This is a genomic window from Pseudarthrobacter siccitolerans (assembly GCF_001046895.1).
GTDB classification, from domain to species: domain Bacteria; phylum Actinomycetota; class Actinomycetes; order Actinomycetales; family Micrococcaceae; genus Arthrobacter; species Arthrobacter siccitolerans.
The window spans coordinates 1-18,800 of the sequence record NZ_CAQI01000036.1 but is presented as its reverse complement, the minus strand read 5'-3'; the positions used below and the strand labels follow the sequence as shown (position 1 = coordinate 18,800).

Here is an 18,800-nt window from a genome sequence, read left to right as displayed (position 1 = left end):
CACCAGAGGCCGGCCACTCATGCTGCTACTCCCACTCGATGGTTCCCGGCGGCTTGCTGGTGACATCGAGCACCACGCGGTTGACGCCTTCCACCTCGTTGGTGATGCGGTTCGAGATCCTCGCGAGCAGTTCGTACGGCAGGCGTGACCAGTCCGCCGTCATGGCGTCCTCGGAGGAGACCGGACGGAGCACGATGGGGTGGCCGTACGTGCGGCCGTCGCCCATAACACCAACGCTGCGGACGTCAGCGAGCAGGACCACGGGCATCTGCCATACTTCGTTGTCCAGTCCGGCTGCGGTGAGTTCGGCACGGGCAATCGCGTCGGCCTTCCGCAGCAGGTCCAGCCGTTCCTTGGTGACGTCGCCGACGATGCGGATACCGAGTCCGGGGCCCGGGAAGGGCTGCCGGCCAACGATCTCCTGCGGCAGGCCCAGCTGGGCGCCGACCGCGCGGACCTCATCCTTGAAGAGGGCGCGCAGCGGCTCCACGAGCTCGAACTGCAGGTCCTCCGGGAGGCCGCCCACGTTGTGGTGGCTCTTGATGTTCGCTGCGCCTTCGCCGCCGCCGGATTCGACGACGTCCGGGTACAGCGTGCCCTGGACCAGGAACTTGATCTTCTCGCCGTGAGCGGCGGCCTCGGCGATGATGGCGCGTTCGGCTTCTTCGAAGGCCCGGATGAATTCGCGGCCGATGATCTTGCGCTTGGTTTCGGGATCGCTCACGCCGGCCAGGGCTGAAAGGAACCGTTCCTGCTCGTTGGCCACGTAGAGGTTGACGCCGGTGGCGGCAACGAAGTCGCGCTCCACCTGCTCGGCTTCACCTTCGCGCAGCAGCCCGTGGTCCACGAACACACAGGTCAGCTGGTCGCCGACGGCGCGCTGGACGAGGGCGGCGGCCACGGCGGAGTCGACGCCGCCGGAGAGGCCGCAGATGACCCGGGCATCGCCGATCTGCCGGCGGATGCGCTCCACCTGTTCCTCGAGGATGTTGCCGGTGGTCCAGTTGGGCTCGATCCTGGCGCCCTTGAACAGGAAGTTTTCCAGGACCTGCTGGCCGTAGGCGGAGTGCTTGACCTCGGGGTGCCACTGGACACCGAAGAGGCCCTTCTCCTCGTTGGCGAAGGCAGCCACTTCAGCACCCGCCGTCGTCGCCAGCACTTCAAAGCCGTCCGGCGCCTCGTGGACCGAGTCGCCGTGGCTCATCCACGTCTTCTGGTGCTGGGGCATCCCTTCGAGGACGGAACGTCCCTCGCCGAGGATGGTGGTCTCCGTGGAGCCGTACTCCCGCAACCCGGTCTTGTCCACCTTGCCGCCCAGGGCGTTGGCCATGGCCTGGAAGCCGTAGCAGATGCCAAAGACGGGAACGCCGGCTTCGAACAGGTCCGCTCCGACGCTCGGGGCGCCGTCAGCGTAAACGCTGGACGGGCCGCCGGAAAGGATGATGGCGGCGGGGTTCTTGGCCAGGAGCTGCTCGGTTGTATAGGTATGCGGAACCACTTCCGAATACACATTTGCTTCCCGGACGCGGCGGGCAATCAGCTGCGCGTACTGGGCACCGTAGTCAACAACCAGCACCGGCTTCTGGGAAGTCTGGGATGCAGTGGGAGTAGTCACCGTACTAGCCTACTTGGCGCCGTTGTTCCGGCGCACCTTGAGAAGCCGCGCTGTGACGCAGCGAACTCCCCCGCCGGGAACACCCCGGCTGTGCCGGCCTGAAGGTCAGTATCGCTGGGGTGCCTGCGGGTTGGCCGCGAGCTCGGCCTCCACCTCGGCATGGAACTTCTTCTCAACGATGAAGGACAGGAACGGGATAACGCCGCCCAGTGCCAGCAGGATCAGTTTCAGGAACGGCCAGCGCATCAGCGACCACAGCCGGAAGTTGGAGATCAGGTACACCACGTACATCCAGCCGTGGACGATCAGGACGGTCACGGACAGGTTGACGCCGCCCAGCACGCCCTGGGGTTCCGCGTCAGCGAATCCGAAGCCGAAGGGCTGTCCCGTCACCGCATTGGTGCCGCCGGCGAAGAGGTACTGCCCGAACCCGTACCTGGCGATCAGTTCGGCGCAGAGCAGCAGCAGCATGGCGCCCGTGAGGTAAGCCAGCACCTTGTAGAACTTCAGCGCCGACCGGATCTGCGCCTCGGTGCCGCCGAAGCGGCGCTTCTTCCCGGCCGCCTTGCCGCTGGTGCCGTTGCCTGTTGTGTTGCCTGTGTTGATGCCGCTGGCAGAGGCGGGGTTGGCCGGTTTCGGATCAATCATGGCTGTACCTTTTGCTGGTTCTGTTCAGGTTGCTGGTGCTGGTTGGGCTCAACAGGTGGATGACCGTCCTCTGGATGGCCGTCCTCCTCGTCGAGGGCATCTTCGAGGTCCCGGTGGTAGTCGTCCTTGACCAGGCGCCACCAGATGAAGAGGGCGAATCCGGCGAAGACAACCCACTCGAGGGAGTAGAAGAGGTTGAGCCAGTTGATTTTCTGGGCGGGCGGCTGGGGCCCGATCTCAAGGGGAAGGAGGTCTCCCCGCACGGCTGCGGCGCTGGCGTCCACGCCGTTGGCCACCTCGGCGGTGGCAGCCACGAAGCCGGGATAGCTGCTCACTTCCCAGTAGTTGATCAACTCCGCCACTGACACGGCCGTTGCCTGCCCGGGAGCGGCTGCCGTTCCGGGGACGGGTGCCTCGGATGGCAGGAGCCGCCCGGTGAGTTCAACAGTGCCCGACGGCGGAGTCCCGGCGTCGGCGGGATCAGCCACCCACCCGCGGGCCACCGGGATCCAGGTCTGGGGTGAGGCGGCCACGCCGCTCAGGGTCGGGGCGCCGGACACGGCGAAGGCGGAAACCACCCAGTAGCCGGTCTTGCCGTCATGCAGCCTGCCCGGCACCAGGACCTGTTTGGCGGGATCGTAGGTGCCCTGCGCACTGACCATCTGGTCGGCGTCGGTCCCGTGGAAAAAGTCCCCCGGCTCCAGCGTCCCGGTCAGGGGCTGTACCTGCTCGGTGGCCGGGTTGACCGGCGCTTCCGGCTGGGTGGAGCGTCCGAACTGCCATTGGCTGAGCAGCACGAAGACCCCGGAGATGACGATCGCAAACACAAAGCCTGCGATCCATCGGGGTTTGAGGGCTGTTTTCCACACGTCTTAACCGTACTTCGTCCCGCTGTAGAACAACTAAACGCCCCCAGTCGCCACGTTCCTTCCTGGACGGTCCTGGGCACCGGCCGCGCCTCCAACCTGGAAGGTGCAGCGGCAAGGCCGTCAATGGTCGAAAAACACCAGGCTGGAATTGATGAGCTCGGAGATGACTTCGGCGTCGTAGGCACGCCGGAGCGATTCGCGGAAGGACTCCTTGGACAGCGAACGGGCCAGGGTGGCCAGGACTTCGAGGTGGTCGGAGAACGAGCTGGCCGGGGTGGCGATCAGCAGGATCACCGTGGCCGGCCCGTCGGCGGCACCGAAGTCCAGGGCATGGCCGTACTTGGCGATGCCGACGGCGATCGAGGTGCGGGAGACGTATTCACTGCGTGCATGGGGCAGGCCGATGCCGCCCGGAAGCCCGGTGGCCAGCTGGTGTTCCCGCGCGTTCACGTGCTCCAGGAACCCGGGCAGGTCCGAGACCCGGCCGGCGGCGAAGAGCCGTTCCGCGAGCTGGGTGGCGGCGTCCGCCTTGTCCTTTGCCTCCAGCTCCAGGATCACCATGTCGGGGGTGGTGAGTTCGGCATCGTACCGGTCAAGTGGTTCCGCCAAGGCGTATCCCTTCAGTGAGGAGCTGGTGCCGCGAGCCCTCAGCGCAAGGGCACGATGTCTTCCACGCCCAAGCGGGCGGCGTCTGCGGATTCGTCATCCGGCTGTTGCTGGCTCAGGCGTTCCGCCTCCACCCGTGCAATGTAGTGCCTGATCTCGTTTTCGCGCTGGGCATCGCTCCAGCCAAGGACGTCACCCATCAGTTTAGCGACTACGGGAACGGCTGACACACCGCGGTCCCACGCCTCAATCGAAATCCGGGTCCGCCGGGTCAGGACGTCATTGACGTGGCGGGCGCCTTCATGCGTGGCGGCGTAGACGGCTTCGGCCTGCAGGTAGTCGTCCGCGCCGGGGATCGGTTCGGCGAGGGCAGGGTTTTCCTTGATGATGGCCAGCACCTCGGGGGTCATGGAACCGTAGCGGTTGAGCAGGTGTTCGATCCGCGCCACGTGCACGCCGGATTCCTCCGCCGTCCGGTTCCGCCGGTTCCAGGCCGCCTTGAAGCCGCCCGCGCCCAGCAGCGGGATGGTTTCCGTGCAGCTCGGCGGGACCCGCTCGTCCATGGTCCGGGTGGCCTCGTCCACCGCGTCCTTGGCCATGACGCGGTACGTGGTCCATTTGCCGCCGGCCACCACCACCAGTCCGGGAACAGGGTGCGCCACCACATGCTCGCGGGAGAGCTTGGCTGTGGAATCGTTTTCGCCGGCGAGCAGCGGGCGCAGGCCTGCGTAGACCCCTTCAACGTCTTCCCTGGTGAGCGGCCGCTTGAGTACCTTGTTGACGTGCTCGAGGATGTAGTCGATGTCCTTGCTGGACGCCGCGGGATGGGCTTTGTCCAGGTTCCAGTCCGTGTCCGTGGTGCCGATGATCCAGTGCCGGCCCCAGGGGATAACAAACAACACGGACTTCTCGGTGCGCAGGATCAGGCCCACGGTGGACTGGAACCGGTCGCGGGGCACCACCAGGTGGATTCCCTTGGAGGCACGGACCTTCAGCTGCCCGCGCTCGGTCACCATGGCCTGGGTTTCGTCGGTCCAGACGCCGGTGGCATTGATGACCTGCTTGGCCCGGATGTTGAACTGCGTCCCGTCCTCGTGGTTGACCACCTTGGCGCCCACCACCCGTTCACCTTCGCGCAGGAAGTCCACCACTGCCATCTGGTTTACTGCATGGGCGCCGTAGTAGGCGGCCGTGCGGACCAGGTTGGCCACGTACTTGGCGTCATCCACCTGGCCGTCGTAGTACCGGATAGAGCCCACAAAGGCGTCGTCCTTCAGGCTTGGCGCCGCGCGCAAGGTTCCCCGTTTGGTGAGGTGCTTGTGGAACGGCACTCCCCTGCTGTGGCCGCTGGAGACGGACATGGCGTCGTACAGGGCAATCCCGGCGCCGACGTAGGGACGTTCAAGAAAGGGCCTGGTCAGCGGATACAGGAAAGGCACGGGCCGGGCCAGGTGCGGCGCAAGTTCGGACAGCAGCAGCCCGCGCTCCTGCAGCGCCTCTTTGACGAGCGCGAAGTCGAGCATTTCCAGGTAGCGCAGGCCGCCGTGGATGAGCTTGGAGGACCGTGAGGAGGTTCCCGCCGCCCAGTCGCTCGCCTCGACGATGCCCACGTCCAGTCCGCGGGTGACGGCATCCAGGGCGGCTCCCGTACCCACGATGCCGCCGCCGACAATAAGGATGTCCAGCTCCCGGCCGGGGTCCGCCGTCGCCCGCAGCCGCTCGATGGCCGCCTCCCTGGCTGCCGGGCCCAGGGCTCCGCCGTTGTCAGGAAAACTCTTCATTGAACGCCTCCAGTGCCGCTAGTCCCGGTCGTGGAACCACAGTACTTCGTCGCGGCACGCTTGGGCAGGGCAGGCAGGGACCGGGCTGCCCTGCGCGTCAGTTTCCTGAGTAGGGGGAAACGACGACGTCGACGCGCTGGAATTCCTTCAGGTCCGAGTAGCCGGTGGTCGCCATGGAGCGGCGCAACGCACCGATGAGGTTGGCCGTTCCGTTGGTGTGGTGGCCCGGTCCGAAGAGGACCTCTTCCAGGGGCCCGACGGTGCCGACGTTGACGCGGTCGCCGCGCGGCAGTTCCAGGTGGTGTGCCTCCTGGCCCCAGTGCCAGCCCTTGCCCGGTGCCTCTTCCGCGCGGGCCAGCGCGCTGCCCAGCATCACGGCGTCGGCCCCCATGGCAATCGCCTTGACGATATCGCCGGAGGTGCCCATGCCGCCGTCGGCAATCACGTGGACGTAGCGGCCGCCGGACTCGTCCATGTAGTCGCGGCGGGCCGCGGCGACGTCGGAAATGGCTGACGCCATGGGCGAGTGGATGCCCAGCGCACGGCGGGTGGTGGTGGTGGCGCCGCCGCCGAAGCCCACCAGGACACCGGCCGCGCCGGTGCGCATGAGGTGCAGGGCGGGGGTGTAGCCGGCCGCGCCGCCCACGATGACGGGGACGTCCAGCTCGTAGATGAACTGCTTAAGGTTCAGCGGTTCGTGGTCCTTGGACACGTGCTCGGCGGAGACGGTGGTGCCGCGGATCACAAAGATGTCGACGCCGGCGGCGACCACTGTCTTGTAGTGCTCCTGGGTGCGCTGCGGGGTGAGGGAGCCGGCCACCGTGACGCCGGCCGCGCGCATCTCCGCCAGCCGGGAGGTAATCAGATCAGGCTGGATAGGCGCCTTGTACAGTTCCTGCATCCGGCCGGTCACGGCGGGGCTGTTGACCTCGTCCTGGAGCGCGCCGATCTCGTCGAGGATGGGCTGCGGGTCCTCGTACCGGGTCCAGAGCCCTTCGAGGTCCAGCACACCCAGTCCGCCTAGTTTGCCCAGGGCAATGGCTGTGGCCGGGGACATCGCCGAGTCCATGGGCGCTGCGATCACCGGCATGTCGAACTGGTAGGCGTCGATCTGCCATGAGACGGAGACGTCCTTGGGGTCGCGGGTACGACGGTTAGGGACAATTGCAATGTCATCCAGGGAGTAGGCACGACGCCCACGCTTGCCACGGCCGATCTCGATCTCGTAAGTCACTGCTCTAGGTTATCCCAGCCGCAGTGTTGTCCTTGCTGCCCTGGCCTGTGGCTACAGTAGCCCAATGGGCGCGCGCTGGATTTTTGATGGCCACATTGCCGGGATAGGAACGGCTTCCGGCCTGCGGGCAGTGGTGGGAATCTGGGACTCCTCCCCGTTTGGTCCGTTTGCCGATGTGATGGTGCAGGAGCCTTCCGGGCACCGGCTGCTGCTCGCGCCCACGCAGGACGTGGCCGGCTTCATCTCAGGCACCTACAGCTTTGACGAAGTCCTGGTGGTTGGTGTGGCCGCCCGGCTGGAACACCGGGCTTTAGCGGTCGACGCCGGCCCGCTGGCTATCCGCGCACGCCTCGGCGGGCGGACCCTCCTGGGCCGGACGTTGCGGGCAGTCCCCCGCCCCCTTGCCGTCCATCCCCGCTGGCTGGGGACGATCAGCCCGATAGCAGGTTTGCTCAGCGGAGGCTCCCGGACAGCCGGCACTGCGGGAAGCGGCCGGCGGGAGTTTTACGGGGTGAGCGACCTCCACGCCATCGCGTCCGCCGTCGTCCGCTGGAACGGCACCGACGCGGGCGCGCTGGCGCCCATTGCGCCGGCAGTAACCTTTGGCTTCAGCAGCGTCCCGCCGCGGCCCGGCCTGGCCCGGGTCCGCACCACCATCATGGAGGCCTAGGTTCCGGTGTCTTCCGCGGGGCCCACGCCAGCAGGGTCCCCTGGCCGTGGAGCCGGTTCGGCGAGGGCCCCGGCCCGGGCTTGCGAGGGCAGGGAGCCGGAACGGACTTGCGAGGTTAGGGGGCTGGCGGGGATCTGGGATTCGAACATCCGGAAGTAGCGGCCACGCAGGGACACCAATTCCTTGTGCGTGCCCTGCTCCACGATCCGGCCATCCTCCAGCATGTACACGATGTCCGCCTTCTCGATGGTGGCCAGGCGGTGGCTGATGGCGATGATGGTGCTGCTCCGGTCCGCGAAGAGGCGGGTGAAGATGCGGTGCTCGGCCAGGGCATCGATGGCGGACGTCGGCTCGTCCATCACCATAAAGGATGCGTCCCGGTAGAAGTTCCGGGCCATTGCCAGCCGCTGCCACTGGCCGCCGGACAGGCCGCTGCCCTTGCGGCCCCGGGGGTCCTCCATCCAGTTGCTGACATGGTTGTCCAGCCCGTTGGGCAGCTTGTTGATGAAGTCCAAGGCCTCTGCGTCCGCCGCGGCCCTGCGGATTCGGACCTCGTCCCGGGGCGAGTCGACGTCGCCGAAGTAGATGTTTTCGGCCGCGGTGGCGAACTCGTACTTGAGGAACTCCTGGCTCAGCACGGCCAGGTGCCGGTGCCAGGAGGTGACGTCGACGGCGGCCAGGTCCACGCCGTCGAGCATTACCTGCCCGGAGTCCGGGCGGTAGAGGCCGGCGAGGATGCGGATCAGGGTGGACTTCCCGGCGCCGTTCTCGCCCACAATGGCTATGTGCTGGCCTTCCCGGATGGTCATGCTGATGCCGCGGATGACCTCAATGTCGCTGCCGGTGTAGGTGAACCGGATGTCCTTCAGCTCAACGGTTTTCGGCGCTTCCAGCAGGGGCGGGGCGTGCTCCGAGTGCACCGGCAGGGCCATAAACAGTTCGTAGTCCTTGAGGTTGGCCAGGTCCTCGTCGATGGAACTGAGGGAGGAGACCAGGTTGTTGGCCGTGGACAGTGCCCGGCTGACGATCTGCTGCACGTAGAGGAACTGGCCCACCGGCTGCGCGCGGGTGATGATCTGCCCCACCACCCAGATCAGCGAGACAACTTCGGCGCCGTACTGGAGGGCGTCGGCGGCAAGCTGCTTGGGAATGTAGCGGCGCTGGAAATCAAGACGGCGGCGCTCGTCGGCGTCGCGCAGGCGGGAGCGGAGGTCCATCAGGAAGGCGACGATGCCGTACAGGCGCATCTCGGCGATGTGCTGCGGCCGGAGCAGGTTCTGTTCGATCATCCGGCGCTGCCGCCTTGAGTCCACCTGCGTGTTCCAGTGCGCGATCTGTTCCCGGGACAGCTTGAACTGCAGGTACACGCTGGGCACAATGGCCACCAGGACAATCACGGCAATCCACCAGCTGACCAGCAGCAGGGCTCCCACGGCCAGGATCACGGAGACGAGCTGGGTGAAGATGGCGGCGATGCGGTCCAGCACGCGGGCGTAGGAATCGGAGAACCGCTTGGCGCGGTCGTACAGGTCAACGGTTTCCTTGTCGTCGTAGCGCCAGAATTCGAGGGCGAGGAACCGCTCATACATCTGGTCGCCCACGATGGCGCCCACCTTGAAGCTCATCAGCTGCTGGATATAGCGGTCCACGCTGCTGAACGCACCCCAGAAAAGGCCTAGCGCGGCGGTGATGATGACGTAGACAATGGCCAGCTGCCCTGCGCCGGCGTCACCGGCATAGGCCGCTGCCAGGGCAGTGGTGGTGAGCGCGGCGAAGTAGGTGGTCACCAGGGGCAGCACGGCCGAGATCAGCGAGCCGAGCACCTTCATGATGACAGCGCCCGGGGAGGCGCGGAAGCTGACCCGGAGGACCTGGGCTACTGCCTTGGCGTACGGGCGAAGGGCCAGGCGCCGCGAGGGTTCCCGTTTGGGACTTAGTTCGGCCGGATGACCTGATGGAGGCATGGACTCAGCCTAGTGCCGCTCCCGGGCAGGGCGGTGTCAGTACTCCTCGCCATACTCGTACTCCGGGAAGTTAAAGCAGCCGCTGTAGCCGGCGATCCGTAGCGATTCCGGGGCCTCCTGGAAGGCAACCATGAGATGGGTCCCATCCTCGTGCAGAAGCCCGAGCGACCGGTCCCCGTCCAAGGTTTTGTCCTCTGATACTTTCCACCCGGAACGGTTGCCGATTTCAGCAGCCACTTTGTCGAGGAAGGCGTCGCGGTCCACTCCAGGCATGAGATCCGCCACGGCATCTCCCACCCATTTCTTGCGGTCTCCATCGCAGCTCATGAGGCTTGACGTATCGTGGGCGAACGTCGATAGCACCGCGTCGGGCGGCAGCAGCGCCACTATTTCCTGCTCTGCCGACATGACGCTTGATTTGGCTGATTCGAGGCTGAGGTCCATGTCTCTTCCATTTCCAATCTGCCCGCATGAGGCCACTACTACAGTGAACGTTATTGCCCCGGCCGTCCGCCAGGCTGTCCGCCATCGCCGCCCTGCCGAGTTACCGCCCAAGGATTTCCTCGCGGATGTCTTCGAGAGGCTTCTCGTTCCTGGGATCCGTGGTGGCGATGAGGCTGTGGTTGTCGATGCTGTAGAACTCTGTCCAGACGAAGCCCCCTGGCGGCTCGTAAACGTGCTTTTCAAATGCAGGCTCCTTCATTGGGTAGTTCTCCCCAACGACCCCATTCGCTTCGGCGGTGAGCAGGATGTCCGGGTAGGTGTAGCTGGAATAGGCCGTCTGCGGATCGGGCACCCAGCCAGGAGGCATTGCCGCGCCTGACAGGGCAAGGAGCTTATCGAAATGGGCTCCCTCAAGCTCCGCTCCCGTAAGGTTCCGGACTCCCCAGCTGTGGCCTACGCCCACCGACTGGGCATCGTCGGGCCGCTCAAGGTCCACGGCGTCCTGGAAGGCCTTAAGGACAGGTGCTGAACCGGCGACAAACTCATCGCTCTTGGCCTCGACCAAGAATGCCTCAACGGGGTCACCGTCGGGAAACTCCGATCCCTTGTACACAAACGCCGCGGTTCCACCTGTTTCGTCCGACGCGACCAGGCGCCCGGCCATCTCTTGCGGACCGCCGCCATAGAACGACGCCTCGTTGGTGGTGGTACCGGGTACGTAGGTGATGACGGACGTCGTGTTCTGGTCATACGTGCCGAGCATCTCCACGATGGACTTCGCCGCAGGGTCATAGGCTGCAAGCCGGATCTTCCCTTCAACGACTTTCTCAAGGTATTTGAGTCCATCCTGCCTTTTTTGCCATGCGTCGTGTTCGGCGGCGAAGCGCGCAGGATAGCTTGAGTCAAGAATCCAGGGATTCAGCCTGGGCTCGGGATCGTTGTTCTTTAGCCAGTCAATCCGGTCCTGCGCATTGTGCCGGTTGGCCTCGATTCGTGCATTAAACGGGATTCCATTGGTGTTTCCCGCCAGCTGCGGGTGGTCCCGGATAAAGGCCTGCTGCTGGCCGCTGGACAGCCCGAGCCACCAGGTTCTGACCTCGGCCGCGGACTTACCCTCCAGGTCCTCCGGCCGGGGCTCCGGTAACCGTTCGACGCCAGGCAGGAACGGCATTGCCGAACCACCTCCTGCAGCACTTGCCGATTGCTGTTCATCGGCCTGCCGCAGCAGGTCCTCCGCGGCCTGCTGCAGGAGTATGACGGCCGCGCCGAGTGAGCGGCTGTGGCCGGTACGCCATTCTTGGCGGAAGGCCTCCGCGTCCGGTCCCGGCCAGGGCGTGCCCGCCACGCCTGCGTTCAGGGCCAGGCGTTGCCCCTCCAGCTTCCGGCCGGCCGCACGCATCGTGGATGCGAGCTGACGCAGCTGCTCAACATCGGCTCCGTGAAATCCGCCGCTCAAACCGTCCCCCAATTGCCGGATGTATATCCATCGAATGTACTTTATGGCCCAGAAAGAAGGGATGGGCAGTAGTGCCCATCCCTTCTAAATGATCAGCGGGATCCGTAGTTCGGCGCCTCGACGGTCATCTGGATGTCGTGCGGGTGCGATTCCTTCAGCCCGGCCGGGGTGATCCGGACGAACTTGCCGCGCGCCTTCAGCTCGGGGACGGTGGGCGCACCTGTGTAGAACATGGTCTGGCGCAGGCCGCCCACCAGCTGGTAGGCCACCGAAGCCAGCGGGCCGCGGTAGGCCACGCGGCCTTCGATGCCTTCGGGAATGAGCTTGTCATCGCCGGAAACGTCCGCCTGGAAGTAGCGGTCCTTGGAGTAGGACGTGTTCTTGCCCCGGGACTGCATGGCGCCCAGGGAGCCCATGCCGCGATAGGACTTGAACTGCTTGCCGTTGACGAAGATCAGCTCGCCCGGCGACTCGTCGCAGCCTGCCAGCAGGGAGCCGAGCATCACGGTGTCGGCGCCGGCCACCAGGGCCTTGCCGATGTCGCCCGAGTACTGCAGGCCGCCGTCGGCAATGAGGGGAACGCCGGCGGGGATGGCTGCCTTGGCGGATTCGTAGATGGCCGTGATCTGCGGAACGCCCACACCGGCCACCACACGGGTGGTGCAGATGGAGCCCGGTCCCACGCCCACCTTGATGCCGTCGGCGCCGGCGTCGATCAGGGCCTGGGCGCCTTCACGGGTGGCGGCCTGGCCACCGATGACGTCCACATGCGCTGCCACGGGATCGGACTTGAGACGGCGGATCATGTCCAGCACACCCTGCGAGTGTCCGTTGGCCGTGTCCACGAACAGGGCGTCGACGCCGGCATCAACCAGTGCCATGGCCCGCTCCCAGCCGTCCCCGAAGAAGCCGATGGCGGCACCCACGCGGAGCCGGCCTTCATCGTCCTTGGTGGCCAGCGGGTACTGCTCCGCCTTGGTGAAGTCCTTGGTGGTGATCAGGCCCTTCAGCCGGCCCTGCTCATCCACCAGGGGCAGCTTTTCGATCTTGTTGGTGGCCAGCTTGTGCGAGGCTTCCTCACGGCTGATGCCAACGTGACCGGTGACGAGGGGCATCTTGGTCATGACGTCGCTGACCAGCCGCAGCGGGAAGTCGGACTCCGGCACAAAACGGGTGTCGCGGTTGGTGACAATGCCCAGCAGGCGGTTGTCCTCGTCAACAACCGGCAGGCCGGACACGCGGTACTGGGCGCACAGGTCATCGAGTTCGCGCAGCGTTGCCTCGGGCCGGATGGTCAGCGGGTTGGTGATCATGCCCGACTCGCTGCGCTTGACCCGGTCCACCTGGTCCGCCTGGTCAGCGATGGACAGGTTGCGGTGCACCACGCCCAGGCCGCCCTGGCGGGCCATGGCGATGGCCATGCGGGACTCGGTCACAGTGTCCATGGCCGCCGACAGGAGCGGCGTCTGCACCGTGATCCGCTTGGAAATCCGGGAGGACGTGTCCGCTTCAGACGGGATGACCTCGGTGTGCCCGGGAAGCAGCAGGACGTCGTCGTAAGTCAGGCCGATGAAGCCAAAGGGGTTGTGTTCGGGCTCGGTCATGAGTGCGCCTCTTACCTTGGTTGCGTGCGGGTAGGGGTTGCAGCCGATGACCAGCCCGTCATTACGGGACTGGCCTGTGCAGGAAGTTGTGCAGACCACCGTGCGAAGCGGCGGTCCGGGGGTCAGAAAGTGTTGAGTAAATATTAGAACCTCGGCGCCGATCCCCCTATTCCACGCCGGCAATGTGAGCAACCGCACGCCCCACCCGCTCCCTTGCCTCCCGAGGCCGGCTCGGCCAGGCATGGAATGAGGGGAACTGGTTTAGTTCCAGCTTGTGGCGGTGAGGAGGCGCTGCTCGAACATGGGGATCATGGTCTCCACATAGGTCCGGGTGAGGTGGTTGTCATCCTTATAGACGTACACGTTTCCCACCACGCCGGGGCAGATGCCGCGGGCGCAGATGAAGTCGCTCAGGTCCATCAGGTGGAGCCCCTCGACTTTGCCCCGGTAGCTTTCCAGGGGTGAAGGCTCCACGAGCGACTCGCTCAGGGACGGGTTGCATTCGGGAGCGTCTGCGCCGTTGCGCTGGACGCACTCTGGCATGTTGAAAGTGAACCGCGGGTTGTCCCTGATCCCTACGATCTCGATGCCCGCGTCCGCGAATGGCCGGACCCCGTCCAGGTAGCCCGGCACTTCGGTCTCGAACGGCGCTTCTTCATGGGTCAGCGATGCCACGGTGAACACTGCGTCCGGCCGGTGTTCCAGGACGTAGGCGGCGCTGGCCTGGTTGTAAGCGTTGCACTCGGCATTACGGGTCTCCGATTCGGCACCGAAGCGGCAGGCCGGCATCAGCAGAGTCACCAGTTCCCACCCGCGCTCGGCCGCGATGGGCGCAAGCGCACCCAGGTACTGCTGCGAGTGCGAGTCGCCCAGGACCACAATGCGCTTGGTGACCTCCCCTTCGGGCACTGCCTGCCGGCAGCCTTCAAGGATGGGGTTGCTGGTGGCGTTGGCACCGACGCACGGGTTCTGGATGCCGGCCCAGTCGTTGTCCAGGGCGGCGGGGCCCGGAATGATCCTGGCGTCAGGGGCGGGTATGGCGGCGTTCCCGGGGCTGAGCGCCGCGGCCCCGGGCGTGAGCTCGCGCGGCTGTGCCGCCGTCGCGCTTTCCTCAGCGGTGAGCGTGGTCTGCCAAATGGCCACGGGGCCTGCCAGCAGGGCACCGCAGGCAACAATCACGACGGCGGTGCGCCAGGCCCGCAGTTTGGGCCAGTGCCAGTCCCGCAGCGGCTTTTCCACGAAGCGGGTGGTGAGGACGGCCAGGACCACGGAGGCCCCGACGATGGCCAGGCCCTGGATCAGGTTGGGTGCCTCCACGCCGGTGGCGGCGAGCGCCAGGACAAGGACGGGCCAGTGCCACAGGTACAGGGCGTAGGAGTTGTCGCCCAGTGCCACCAGCGGCCTGCTGCTGAGGATCCTGTCCACGCCGAAGCGGCTGCCGGTCTGCCCGGCGGTGATGATGGCGGCGCCGGCCAGCGTGGGCCACAGCGCGATGTATCCGGGGAAGGAGCGGTCCACGGTCAGCAGCAGGCCGCATGAGACCATGGCCGCCAGCCCGGCCCAGCCCAGCACTACCCGCAGGGCCCGCGCGGGTTTGAGGTAGGGCAGCGCGAGGGCCAGCAGGGACCCCAGGGCGAACTCCCAGAGACGGGTGCGGGTGTCGAAGTAGGCGTACGCCTGGTTGGTGGCGGTCTGCTCCACCGAATAGGCCAGCGACCAGGCGAAGATGCCGCCGAAGACCACGGCCAGCAGGCCGCGGTAGGTCACGCCGGCGCAGGCAGGTACCCGGCGCAGGAGCGCCAGCAGGCCCGCGGCGCCGGCGAAGGCCAGCGGCCAGAGGATGAACACCTGGCCTTGGATGGAGAGCGACCAGAAGTGCTGGAGGGGGCTGGCCCCGGCGTGGTCCTGGGCGTAGTAGTCAACTGCGGTGTCGGCGAGCAGCCAGTTTTGGCTGTACAGCAGCGACGCCCAGGCCTGGTCCAGCACCTGCGGCCAGCGGCTTTGGGGCAGGATCAGCCATGTGCCGGCGAGGACGCCCAGGATCACCACGACGGCGGCGGGCAGCAGCCGCTTGAACAGGTGCAGCCAGTGCGCCAGGAGGCCGAACGGGCGCCCCGCTTCGGCTTTCCGGACGAACGAGAGTGTGAGCAGGAAGGCAGAGACCAGCAGGAAAATGTCAACGCCGCCGGATACCCGGCCCAGCCACACGTGGTAGGCAACCACCATGAGGACGGCGAGCGCCCGGAGCCCCTGGACCTCGGGCCGGAAGGTTGGTTTCCGGCCCTTGGTGGTGGCTCCGGGCAGCGGTTTGGCTGCAGTCTCTGTTCTCGCTACCGACACAAATAGACCTCACTGGCGCATAGGCAAAACATCAATTCTACCCAATTGGGGTATTTTCCCTGCCAGGTACCGCGCGTCGCGGCCCGCTCCGGGCAGCGTTGCCGACGCCGCGGCGTACAAAAACTCCTGCCCCAGGAAGAACAATCCCGGCGTATCAAGCGCCACGCCGCGGTGCTGTGGCGGCAGCGCCCCGCCGTCGAGCAGTTCCGGATCGATCCAGCTGAAGTCTTCCCGGAAGCCGGTGCACCAGATCACGTTGTTGGCGTCCACCCGGGTTCCGTCGGCCAGGACGGGTTTGCCGTCTGCCACGCCTGTGACCCGGGGCGCCAATGACACTCCGGCCGCGGCCAGGTCCTTGGTCTTGGTCCTGATGAGGGGCGCTGCGTGTGCTTTGAAGGCGGGTGCCGCTTTGCGTCCCACCGGTGTGCCGAGGTTGAGGACGTGCAGGCCCAGGAAGCGCACCACCGGCAGCACAAAGCGGGCGGCGGTCCTGCCGTGCTTCACCGGCAGTTCCCCGCCCGGTTTCCCTGCCACGGTAGTGGGATGCGTCCGGGACACTTCGAGGGCGATCTCCGCACCCGAGTTGCCCAGCCCCACCACCAGGACCGGGCCGGCCTGCAGCTGGCCGGGATTCCGGTATTCGGCCGAGTGGAGCTGGGTGGTGGAGGGGGCCAGGTCCGCTGCAAAGCCCGGAATCCCGGGAGCCTGGCTGACGCCGGTGGCAACGACGGCGTTGTGTGCCTCCCAGCGGCGGCCGTCGCTGGCCGCTGCGACGAAGTGGCCGCCTTCCCGCCACAGGCGTTCCACCCGGGTGCTGTGCAGCACGGGCAGGGCGTTCCGTTCGGCGTAGCCCTCCAGGTATCCGGCCACCTCATCCTTGGTGGGGAAGGACAGCGCGTCTGCCGGGAACGGCTCGCCGGGCAGGCCGTCGTACTTCGCGGGGGTGAACAGGCGGAGGGAGTCCCAGCGCTGGCGCCATGCATCGCCGGTGCGCGGGTTTGCGTCGAGGATGAGGAAGTTCCGTTGTTGCCGCTTCAGGTGATGGGCCAAGGTGAGGCCTGCCTGGCCGCCGCCGATGATGATCGTGTCCAGCATGCCGGTCACGCTGTTGTTGTTCATGGCTTTGCTCCTGCTTCATTAGGGTGGATGCCTGCTGCTGAGCGTTCCTGGTGTCCTGCTTCCCGCGTGCCCCTGCCGCCGCTGTCGGCTTCCCGGTAGCGCAGCCACCATGCCAGCATCAGCGCGGACGCCATGACGTAGGCCAGGTGGAGGACCCAGATAGGCCCGGCCGGGAGGTTGAAAACGTAAACGCAGTGCACGGCGTTGGCTACGTTGCTCAGGACCAGGTTCCCCAGGCTGTAGGAAGCGAGGTCCCGCGTGTGTGCGGCTTTCACCAGCATTGGCAGCATTCCTGCGGCGAACAGCACCGTGGAAAGTGTGCCGGCGAGGACTGGAAGGTTCATGCTTTGAGGCTATGGGCGGAGGCCGGCGGCGCGCGTCGGGCAAATCCTGCACATTTCCGGCCGGGTCCGGATGGGTAATTCTGTGCAGGGCCGGTCAGCCGGCGAGCCCGTGCTCGAAGGCGTACCTGGTGGCTGCGGCCCTGGAGGAGAGGCCCAGCTTCAGGAAGATGTTGCTGATGTGCCTGGCAACGGTTTTCTCGCTCAGGAAGAGGCCTGCCGCAATCGCCCGGTTGCCCTGGCCGGAGGCCACGAGCCGAAGCACCTCCGCCTCCCTGGGGGTCAGCGGCCCCGTGGTCCCGCCGTCGTTCCTTGGCATGAGTGACGCCGCCCAGGCAGCGGCCGGAGCCGCCCCCAACTCCAGGAATTCCGCGTGCGCCGCTTCGAACTCCATCCGGGCTGACGTTTCATCGCCCAGGTCCCGGCAGGCCCGCCCGATCAGGACCCGGCAGCGGGCCGCCTCGTAGGGCACCCCAAGTTCAAGCCAGAGGTGCCAGGCCTGCCGGAGGGATTGCGACGCGGCGCCAGGCTTCCCTTCCGCAAGCAGGACCGCCCCGTCAGCCTGGTGTGAGACAGCCCGCACGAGGGGCAAGGGGCACTCCTGTGCGAAACCGGCCAGTTCCTCGGCTCCCCGCCGCGCCGCGGGCAGGTCAGGCACTGCCAGTTCGATGTCCACCAGCGCGGGCAGCAGATGCCGGCGGGTAGCAATGTCAGCCAGCCCTGCGGCCCGGCGGATCATCGTTTGGGCCTGCTGCGTATCACCGCGAGCCAGGCACACGAGGGCAAGTCCGGGCTGTGGCTCGTAGCCGCTGCGCGCCGCGCGGGCAAAAGAAGCCTCTGCCAGCTCCAGTTTCCCGGTGAGCCGCTCTACTTCGCCCTGCTGGTAATGGCCCCCGTACATCGCCTGGGGATCACCCCGGCCGGACCGCTCCTGGGCCGAGGCGGCTGCCTCGAGCGCTTCCGCCCAGGCCCCGTGCAGCCGGAAGAGCTCGGCCCTGTGGGCCTGGCATTGTCCGCTGAAGGCCACCATGTCAGGGCGGTCCCGGCACCAGCGGTCGAGGGCGGCCGTCCACTGCAGGGCCCGCTCCAGGTCGAAGGCAATGTTGCAGTTTCCGATCACGGCGCAGTAAGCGATTCCTGACGGCACTGCTGAGAGTTCCCCCGCCGTGACAGCCACCATCACTTCATCGAAGATCCGCAGGCCCTCCTCGGGGCGGCCCAGTTCCAAGGTGGCCTGGCCGGTGCCGAGCAGCGCGAGCGCGGACAGGTCCCTGTCCTGGAACCGTTGGCCGATCTCCCCAGCCTCGGAAAACAGCTTGAGCGCTCCGGCCGGGTCGCCGCCGTATAGCATCCCGAGGCACTGCGGGATCAGCAGGAAACCCTGCACCGCGTCCGGTTCCGCGAGTTCATCCACCAGCCTTTGGCCGCGTGCCAGCCACCCTCCGGCGCGGGCCCCCTCCCCCAGGTGCGTCAAGTGCAGGGCCATCCAGGCAGCGCACCGGGCAGCACCGGGGATATCGCCCATCACCAAGTATTCCTCGTGGGCGCGGGTGAGTGATTCAAGGCCGGTGGCAGCGTTGCCGGTCAGGATCTCCGCCGTGGCCAGCCGTTCGAGGTCCGCAGCCGGCAAGCCCCCGCGCTGGTCGGCGTCCCGGAAGTTTTCGAAGGCATCGGTCCAGCGGTGCTCGCGGAAGGCTGACCGGCCCTGGTCCAGGCCCGTTTCTGCTGTCACCTGGCCTCCTCTCGGATTCCACCCCGCCGTCGCGCATTCAGGCGTTCCCGCACGGAAGCGCCGGACGGACCTAAGCGCCACGGTACGCCCGCGCCGCAGCTGAGACAACAGCCCGGCCGGCTAGGAGCGGAGCAGCCCGCGCAGCGTCTGGATAGTGTCCGCTTCCGCCGCTGTTTTGTCGTCGCGGTAGCGCTTGACGCGCGCGAAGCGAAGCGCGATTCCGCCCGGGTAGCGCGGGGACTGCTGCACCCCGTCGATCGCGATCTCGACGACCGTGACGGGCTCCACCCAGACTGTCCCGGCGGTGCGGCGCACCTCGAGCTCCTGGAACCGCTTCGTCTGCCATTGCAGCAGCGCGTCCGTGAGGCCCTTGAAGG

At 66.6% G+C, this 18,800-nt stretch carries 16 protein-coding genes; 1 reads left to right on the top strand and 15 read right to left on the bottom strand.

All coding sequences use genetic code 11. The features are described 5' to 3' along the window. Positions 1-25: 25 nt before the first annotated feature. The 6 genes from guaA to ARTSIC4J27_RS06480 form a co-directional block, all read right to left on the bottom strand. Positions 26-1,615: a glutamine-hydrolyzing GMP synthase gene (gene guaA / locus ARTSIC4J27_RS06505; RefSeq protein WP_050054401.1), complete on the bottom strand. Its 1,590-nt coding sequence runs from the start codon at positions 1,613-1,615 to the stop codon at positions 26-28. A gap of 105 nt (positions 1,616-1,720) precedes the next feature. Beyond that, positions 1,721-2,263, bottom strand: coding sequence for a DUF3817 domain-containing protein (locus tag ARTSIC4J27_RS06500; RefSeq protein WP_050054400.1), 543 nt, complete (start codon positions 2,261-2,263; stop codon positions 1,721-1,723). Further along, positions 2,260-3,132: an SURF1 family protein gene (locus ARTSIC4J27_RS06495; protein WP_050054399.1), complete on the bottom strand. Its 873-nt coding sequence runs from the start codon at positions 3,130-3,132 to the stop codon at positions 2,260-2,262. Before ARTSIC4J27_RS06495 ends, ARTSIC4J27_RS06500 begins: the two co-directional genes overlap by 4 nt. A 120-nt stretch (positions 3,133-3,252) precedes the next feature. Then, the gene (locus tag ARTSIC4J27_RS06490; RefSeq protein WP_050054398.1) at positions 3,253-3,741 is read right to left on the bottom strand and encodes a PTS sugar transporter subunit IIA; all 489 of its coding nucleotides are present in this window, start codon (positions 3,739-3,741) and stop codon (positions 3,253-3,255) included. Between the two features lie 38 nt (positions 3,742-3,779). After that, positions 3,780-5,519, bottom strand: coding sequence for a glycerol-3-phosphate dehydrogenase/oxidase (locus ARTSIC4J27_RS06485; protein WP_050054397.1), 1,740 nt, complete (start codon positions 5,517-5,519; stop codon positions 3,780-3,782). 97 nt (positions 5,520-5,616) lie between these two features. After that, positions 5,617-6,753: a GuaB3 family IMP dehydrogenase-related protein gene (locus tag ARTSIC4J27_RS06480; RefSeq protein WP_050054396.1), complete on the bottom strand. Its 1,137-nt coding sequence runs from the start codon at positions 6,751-6,753 to the stop codon at positions 5,617-5,619. Positions 6,754-6,817: 64 nt separating this feature from the next. On the opposite strand from ARTSIC4J27_RS06480, the gene ARTSIC4J27_RS06475 reads away from it, so the two are divergent. Continuing rightward, the gene (locus ARTSIC4J27_RS06475) at positions 6,818-7,423 is read left to right on the top strand and encodes a hypothetical protein (RefSeq protein ID WP_050054395.1); all 606 of its coding nucleotides are present in this window, start codon (positions 6,818-6,820) and stop codon (positions 7,421-7,423) included. Here ARTSIC4J27_RS06475 and ARTSIC4J27_RS06470 read toward each other — a convergent pair. The 9 genes from ARTSIC4J27_RS06470 to ARTSIC4J27_RS06430 form a co-directional block, all read right to left on the bottom strand. Continuing rightward, a complete protein-coding gene (locus ARTSIC4J27_RS06470; RefSeq protein WP_050054394.1) occupies positions 7,420-9,387 on the bottom strand; it encodes an ABC transporter ATP-binding protein in 1,968 nt (655 codons plus the stop codon). The two genes, ARTSIC4J27_RS06475 and ARTSIC4J27_RS06470, sit on opposite strands and share 4 nt — an antisense overlap. A 36-nt stretch (positions 9,388-9,423) precedes the next feature. Next, positions 9,424-9,831: a hypothetical protein gene (locus ARTSIC4J27_RS06465; RefSeq protein WP_050054393.1), complete on the bottom strand. Its 408-nt coding sequence runs from the start codon at positions 9,829-9,831 to the stop codon at positions 9,424-9,426. Positions 9,832-9,931: 100 nt separating this feature from the next. Beyond that, positions 9,932-11,287, bottom strand: a complete 1,356-nt coding sequence (locus ARTSIC4J27_RS06460; protein WP_050054392.1) for a WXG100 family type VII secretion target — start codon at positions 11,285-11,287, stop codon at positions 9,932-9,934. 92 nt (positions 11,288-11,379) lie between these two features. Then, a complete protein-coding gene (gene guaB / locus ARTSIC4J27_RS06455) occupies positions 11,380-12,891 on the bottom strand; it encodes an IMP dehydrogenase (protein ID WP_050054391.1) in 1,512 nt (503 codons plus the stop codon). Positions 12,892-13,152: 261 nt separating this feature from the next. After that, positions 13,153-15,231, bottom strand: a complete 2,079-nt coding sequence (locus ARTSIC4J27_RS06450) for an acyltransferase family protein (RefSeq protein WP_200900763.1) — start codon at positions 15,229-15,231, stop codon at positions 13,153-13,155. A gap of 9 nt (positions 15,232-15,240) precedes the next feature. Continuing rightward, the gene (locus ARTSIC4J27_RS06445; RefSeq protein ID WP_050054390.1) at positions 15,241-16,350 is read right to left on the bottom strand and encodes a flavin-containing monooxygenase; all 1,110 of its coding nucleotides are present in this window, start codon (positions 16,348-16,350) and stop codon (positions 15,241-15,243) included. Next, complete coding sequence (locus tag ARTSIC4J27_RS06440; RefSeq protein WP_050054389.1) at positions 16,347-16,694, bottom strand: hypothetical protein; 348 nt, start codon at positions 16,692-16,694, stop codon at positions 16,347-16,349. Before ARTSIC4J27_RS06440 ends, ARTSIC4J27_RS06445 begins: the two co-directional genes overlap by 4 nt. A gap of 94 nt (positions 16,695-16,788) precedes the next feature. Next, complete coding sequence (locus ARTSIC4J27_RS06435; RefSeq protein ID WP_050054388.1) at positions 16,789-18,423, bottom strand: response regulator transcription factor; 1,635 nt, start codon at positions 18,421-18,423, stop codon at positions 16,789-16,791. A gap of 120 nt (positions 18,424-18,543) precedes the next feature. Next, on the bottom strand, positions 18,544-18,800 hold a 257-nt coding region (locus ARTSIC4J27_RS06430; RefSeq protein ID WP_456107067.1), incomplete at its 5' end, for an ATP dependent DNA ligase.

Bases quoted from the DNA above. Each gene is read 5' to 3' on its own strand.
- ARTSIC4J27_RS06500 (WP_050054400.1), bottom strand. From the start codon at position 2,263: ATGATTGATCCGAAACCGGCCAACCCCGCCTCTGCCAGCGGCATCAAC.
- ARTSIC4J27_RS06485 (WP_050054397.1), bottom strand. From the start codon at position 5,519: ATGAAGAGTTTTCCTGACAACGGCGGAGCCCTGGGCCCGGCAGCCAGG.
- ARTSIC4J27_RS06475 (WP_050054395.1), top strand. From the start codon at position 6,818: ATGGGCGCGCGCTGGATTTTTGATGGCCACATTGCCGGGATAGGAACG.
- ARTSIC4J27_RS06470 (WP_050054394.1), bottom strand. From the start codon at position 9,387: ATGCCTCCATCAGGTCATCCGGCCGAACTAAGTCCCAAACGGGAACCC.
- ARTSIC4J27_RS06465 (WP_050054393.1), bottom strand. From the start codon at position 9,831: ATGGACCTCAGCCTCGAATCAGCCAAATCAAGCGTCATGTCGGCAGAG.
- guaB (WP_050054391.1), bottom strand. From the start codon at position 12,891: ATGACCGAGCCCGAACACAACCCCTTTGGCTTCATCGGCCTGACTTAC.
- ARTSIC4J27_RS06445 (WP_050054390.1), bottom strand. From the start codon at position 16,350: ATGAACAACAACAGCGTGACCGGCATGCTGGACACGATCATCATCGGC.
- ARTSIC4J27_RS06440 (WP_050054389.1), bottom strand. From the start codon at position 16,694: ATGAACCTTCCAGTCCTCGCCGGCACACTTTCCACGGTGCTGTTCGCC.